The sequence below is a fragment of the Streptomyces sp. NPDC057654 genome (assembly GCF_042800135.1).
Classification (GTDB): Bacteria; Actinomycetota; Actinomycetes; order Streptomycetales; family Streptomycetaceae; genus Streptomyces.
Genome location: NZ_JBHVHQ010000579.1, coordinates 1 through 5,628, shown reverse-complemented (window position 1 = coordinate 5,628; position 5,628 = coordinate 1). Strand labels below are relative to the sequence as shown.

Genomic DNA, 5,628 nt, shown 5'->3' with positions numbered 1-5,628 from the left:
CGGCGGGGGCGGCGCCCGGATCGGGGCGGGCTCGGGGCTGAGCGGAATCGAACGCCGACTCGGTACATTCGACGGCGTCCTGGCCGTCAGCTCGCCCGCCGGCGGTCCCACCATGGTCACCATGGAGATCCCTTGCGCGTTGTCCTAGCCGAAGACCTCTTCCTCCTCCGGGACGGCCTGGTCCGGATGTTGGAGGCGTACGACTTCGAGATCGCCGCCGCCGTCGAGAGCGGCCCGGAGCTCACCCGCGCGCTGGCCGAGCTGAAGCCGGACGTCGCGGTCGTGGACGTACGGCTGCCGCCGTCCTTCACCGACGAGGGGCTCCAGTGCGCGCTGGCGGCCCGGCGGGCCACCCCCGGCCTGCCGGTGCTCGTGCTGTCGCAGCACGTGGAGCAGTTGTACGCGCGCGAGCTGCTGGCCGACGGCAGCGGCGGCGTCGGCTATCTGCTCAAGGACCGGGTCTTCGACGCGGAGCAGTTCGTCGACGCGGTACGGCGGGTGGCTTCCGGTGGTACGGCGATGGACCCGCAAGTGATCTCTCAGCTGCTGTCCCGGCGGTCCCAGGACAAGCCGATGCGGCATCTGACGCCCCGTGAGCGCGACGTGATGGAACTGATGGCGCAGGGGCGCTCCAACGCGGCGATCGCCGCCCACCTGGTCGTTACCGAGCGTGCGGTCGCAAAGCACACGTCGAACATCTTCGGGAAGCTCGACCTGCCGCCCTCCGACGACGACAACCGCCGCGTCCTGGCAGTCCTCGCCTACCTCGATCGAGGCTGAAGCGCGTCATTGCCCCCGTGTGCGGCGGCGGTTAACGTGCGCTGCGCAAGCGTCCATTGTTGCCGCTGCACACAGGGAGCGTTGCCATGACCGACCTGTCCAGCCTGCCCGGACTGTCCAGACGCACGCTGCTGGGGACCGCCGGCGCGCTCGGCGCCGGAGCCGCCCTCGGCGGCATCGACCCCGCCGCGGCCGCGGACACCGCCTCCGACGGAACCGCGACCGCGACCCCGTTCACCACCGCCCCGGCGCGAGCAGCGCTGGGGCGGCTGCTTCCCCGGCACGCGGACCAGATCCGGCTCGTCCCGCTGCACGGCGGCGGCACGGAGCGCTTCGAAGTGACTGGCCGGGCGGGGGACGTCGAGGTGGCGGGCACCAGCCCGGCGGTGCAGCTGACCGGCGTGCACTGGTACCTGAAGTACGTCTGCGGGACCCACCTCGCCTGGAACGGCAGCCAGCTCGACCTCCCGCGCCGGCTGCCCGCGCCGGGCCGCCCGTTGGAAAGATCCACGTCGTTGGCGCACCGCTTCGCGCTCAACGACACCAACGACGGCTACACCGCCCCGTACGCCGACTGGGCGTTCTGGGAGCGGCGCATCGACCTCCTCGCGCTGCACGGCTGCAACGAGGTGCTGGTGATCGCCGGGCTCGACGAGGTCTACCACCGCGTCCTGATGGACTTCGGCTACAGCGACGCCGAGGCCCGCGCCTGGCTGCCCGCCCCCTCCCACCAGCCGTGGTGGCTGCTCCAGAACCTCAGCTCGTACGGCGGGCCGCTCACCCATGAGCTGCTGGCGAAACGTTCCGCGCTGGGCCGGCGGATCGCGGACCGGCTCCGGGAGCTGGGCATGCACCCCGTGTTCCCCGGCTATTACGGGACCGTCCCGGACGGCTTCACCGCCCGCAACCCCGGCGCGCGCGTCGTCCCGCAGGGCGAGTGGCACGGCTTCAAGCGCCCCGACTGGCTCGACCCCCGCACGGCCGTCTTCGGCAAGGTCGCCGCCTCCTTCTACCGCCACCAGCGCGACATCCTCGGCCCGGCCGAGCACTTCAAGATGGACCTGCTGCACGAGGGCGGCACCGCGGGCGACGTGCCGGTCGGCCCCGCCGCACAGGGGGTCGAACGGGGGCTGCGCGCCGCGCACCCGGACGGCTTCTGGACGATCCTGGGCTGGGAGAACAACCCGCTGCCCGAACTGATCGCCGCGATCGACAAGTCGAAGATGGTGATCTTCGACGGGATCTCCGACCGCACCACGGCCGAGCCGGACCGCGAGAAGGACTGGGCCGGGACCCCGTACTGCTTCGGCACCATCCCCAACTACGGCGGCCGCACCACGCTCGGCGCCAAGACGCACGCCTGGAACGACCGGTTCTTCAGGTGGCGCGACAAGTCGAACAGTTCGCTGGCGGGCACCGCGTACATGCCGGAGGCCACCGACCGCGACCCGGCGGCCTTCGAGCTCTTCTCCGAACTGGCCTGGCGCGAGCGGCCCGTGGACCGCGCCGAATGGTTCGCCGACTACGGCGAGTTCCGGTACGGGGAGCGCGACCGCGGCGCGCTCGCCGCGTGGGCCGCGCTGCGCGACACCGCCTACCAGCAGCACGCGCCCGAGCGCAGCGACCCGCACGACTCCCTCTTCGCCGCCCGCCCGGACCTCGACGCCAACCGCGCCGCCGAGTACGCGCCCCGCGACCTGTCCTACGACCCGGCGCGCTTCGACGCGGCGCTCGCGGGGCTGCTGGCCGTCGACGACGAGCTGCGCCGGAGCGACGCGTACAAGGCCGACCTCGTGGACGTCGCCCGGCAGGCCGTCGCCCACCGCAGCCGCCAGTTGCTGCCGCAGCTGAAGACCGCGTACGTGCGCAAGGACCTGGCGACCTTCCGCGCGCTGTCGGCGCTGTGGCTGAAGCTGATGCGGCTCGCCGACGACATCGCGGGCGCGCACCGGGCGTTCCTGCTCGGGCCGTGGAACGAGGCGGCGCGGGCGATGGGTTCGAGCGCCGCCGAGTCCGCGGAGCTGGAGCGCACGGCCCGCGTGCTGATCACCGTCTGGGGCGACCGCGCCACCTCCGACCCCGGCAAGCTGCACGAGTACGGCAACCGCGACTGGAACGGCCTGATGGCCGACTTCTACCTGCCGCGCTGGGCGAAGTGGCTCGGAGAGCTGGAGGACGCGCTGCGCGAGGGGCGCGCGCCGCGACAGGTCGACTGGTTCGCCTTCGAGGAGCCGTGGACGCGCGAGCGCAAGCGGTACCCGATGCGGCCGGTCTCCGACGCCTACCGCACGGCGCGCCGCGTCCACGACACGCTGGCCGCCGCCCCGTACCAGGGCACGCTCTCCGCCACCGCCGACCCGGCCGCCGTGCCGCCCGGCGGCCGCGCGACGCTCACCGGCGCGCTGCGCAACGTCAACGGTCTGCGCGCCACCGGCCGCGTCGACTTCGAGCTGACCGGTCTCGACGCCGCCGCGCAGGGCCCGGCCTCGCTGCCGTCCATCGCGCCGGGCGGCACGGGCACGGTCCGCTGGCGGGTGACGGCCCCGGCCGGCCCGCTCGACCGGCCGCTGAAGCCCCTGCCGTACGAGCTGACGGCGCGGTACGGGCCCCGGGGCGAGGACCGGGTGACGGCCGTCCAGCCCGGCACGCTCTACGCGGCGGGTCCGCTGGCAGCGGGCTGGAAGACGGTCGCCAACAACGCGGCGATCTTCGGGCAGCTGGGCGACCGCTTCGCGATCGAGGGCGGCGGCATGGACCTGTGGAAGGGCACGGCGGAGTTCGGCGCGGTCTACCGCGAGGGCGCGCTGGGCGCGGGGCACTCGGCCACGGTCCGGGTGGACAGCCAGACGAACACGGGCGGCTGGGCGCGTACGGGCATCATCGTCCGCAATTCCCTGGCCTCCGGCACGTCACCGGGCTTCGTGAACCTCGCGGCCACGCCGGAACAGGGCGTGGTCCTGTCCTACGACACCAACGGCGACAGCACCGTCGACACCTACAAGCGCGTCACGGGGCTCAAGGCCCCGGTGCTGCTGCGCCTGACGCGCACCGCCTCCGGCGCGTACACCGCCCAGTGCTCCACCGACGGCGGCGCGACCTGGCGGACGGTGGCGACGGTCTCCGTGCCGGGGGCGGCGGCGGTCCAGGACGTGGGGCTGTTCATGACGGCGGGCAACGACGGGAGCGGGAAGCGGGGGCTGGTGGAATTCAGTCAGTGGGCCCTGGCATAAGGACGTAAGGACGTAAGGGCGTAAGCACCGCGGCCCGGCGCAGGTACTGGCGTCCGGGGCCGGAGGCCGCCGATCATGGGCGGATGTTCACCGCTCTCTCCCGGCTGCCCCGGCTCGCCCCCGCGTACGTGGGCGGCGTGCAGCTCGGCGCGTACGCCCTGCGCCGGGCCGCACCCGCCGCCCGGCAGCGGCTGCTGCGCGGCTGCTCGACCAACGTCGAGAACCTGCGCCGCGGCCGCTGGGACACGCTCGCCACCAGCGCCGTACTCGTCGAGGAGCCGATGGAACTCCCGTACGCGCTGCTGCTCCTGGCCGTCCTCGGCCACGCCGAGTACGCGCACGGCGCGTGGCGCGCGGCGGGCGTGTTCGCGTACGGGCACGCGGGCGCGAGCCTGCTGGTGTACGCCGGGCTGCGCGCCTCTCCCGGCACGGACCCGCGCACGCGCGCGGCGATCGACGTCGGTCCCAGCTACGGGTTCAACGCCGTCGCCGGGGCGCTCGCGCGGACGCTGCCGCGCGGACCGGCACGGACGGCCGCGACGGGGGCCCTCCTCGCGCTCGGCGTGCGCCCTCTCCTGCGCGAGGAACGGACGTTCACGGACGCCGGGCACCTCGTCGCGCTCCTCCTCGGACTCACGCTCCCGATCGGCCGCGAGCGGCGGAACATCGGCCGCGATCTGCGGAACAAACGCTTCCGCAAGGCCGGCGCCCACGAACGGGTGCGGTGACCATCCCACCATTCACTCGTTCTTCCGAATGTGGAACAGCAGGCGACAACCCCCCGTCCCGAGGTCATCACCCCCATCGACGTCGAGCAGGCCGAAGCCGCGCTCATGGAGCACTATCCGCGCCTGGTACGGCTCGGATACCTCGTCCTCCCGCCGGAGCTCGGACGCAAGCGCCGGGTACTGACCGCGCACGCCGTCGCCCAGCGGGCCCTGCCGCGCAACCGGTCGGCGGCCACCGGGCACGGGCTGCCCGCGCCGCGCACACCCGACGGCTCGCGGACCGATCCGGGGTACGCGTTCGTACGGATCCGGGTGCTGCGCGCGGCGCTGGCGGCGGGACGGCCGCGCAAGCGCTGGCAGCCGCCGCGGCCCGGACAGCTGCCGCCGCCGCTGCCGCGGGTGTGGGGGCTGCGGCTGTTCCCGCGCTCGGGCGGGGCCGAGGAACTCGCCCTGGAGCAGGCGCTGTCCGCGCTGTCCGGACCGGGCCGCGCGGCGTACGTGCTGCGCGCGCTGGAGCGGATGGGCGAGCTGGACGCGCTGCGCGCGCTGGACGCCGCCGGGGTCGACGACCCGGACGCCGCGCTCGACGAGGCGGACGCGGTCGAACTGCCCGCCGGCAGCCGGGCCGAATCGCTGCTGACCGCGCCCGAGTTCGACCCCTGCTCGCTCCAGGCGCGGCCGACCGACCTGATGCGCCGCCGCCAGCACTCCCGCGCGGCGCTCGCGGCGCTGGCCGCCGTCGCCGTGTGCGGCACGCTGCTGAGTCTGCCCGGTTCCGGCTGGGGCCCGGACGGCGCGGCGGCCCCGCCGTACGCGCGCAACTCCGCCGCCGAGCGGGCCCTGGACCCGGCGAGCCTGACGCGGGCCGCGCCGACCGCGTGGAAGACCGC

3 protein-coding genes and 2 pseudogenes are annotated in these 5,628 nt (G+C 74.4%); all 5 read left to right on the top strand.

All coding sequences use genetic code 11. From position 1 onward, the window contains the following. A pseudogene (locus ACFU99_RS31125) lies at window positions 1-148 on the top strand (sensor histidine kinase); the annotation flags it as partial. Next, a complete protein-coding gene (locus ACFU99_RS31120; RefSeq protein ID WP_384398372.1) occupies window positions 133-780 on the top strand; it encodes a LuxR C-terminal-related transcriptional regulator in 648 nt (215 codons plus the stop codon). The pseudogene ACFU99_RS31125 and the gene ACFU99_RS31120, both read left to right, overlap by 16 nt. An 86-nt stretch (window positions 781-866) precedes the next feature. Next, the gene (locus tag ACFU99_RS31115) at window positions 867-4,010 is read left to right on the top strand and encodes an alpha-N-acetylglucosaminidase TIM-barrel domain-containing protein (protein WP_384398370.1); all 3,144 of its coding nucleotides are present in this window, start codon (window positions 867-869) and stop codon (window positions 4,008-4,010) included. A gap of 83 nt (window positions 4,011-4,093) precedes the next feature. Continuing rightward, the gene (locus ACFU99_RS31110) at window positions 4,094-4,738 is read left to right on the top strand and encodes a rhomboid-like protein (protein ID WP_384398368.1); all 645 of its coding nucleotides are present in this window, start codon (window positions 4,094-4,096) and stop codon (window positions 4,736-4,738) included. A 30-nt stretch (window positions 4,739-4,768) separates the two neighbouring features. After that, window positions 4,769-5,628 (top strand): annotated as a pseudogene (locus ACFU99_RS31105) (hypothetical protein); the annotation flags it as partial.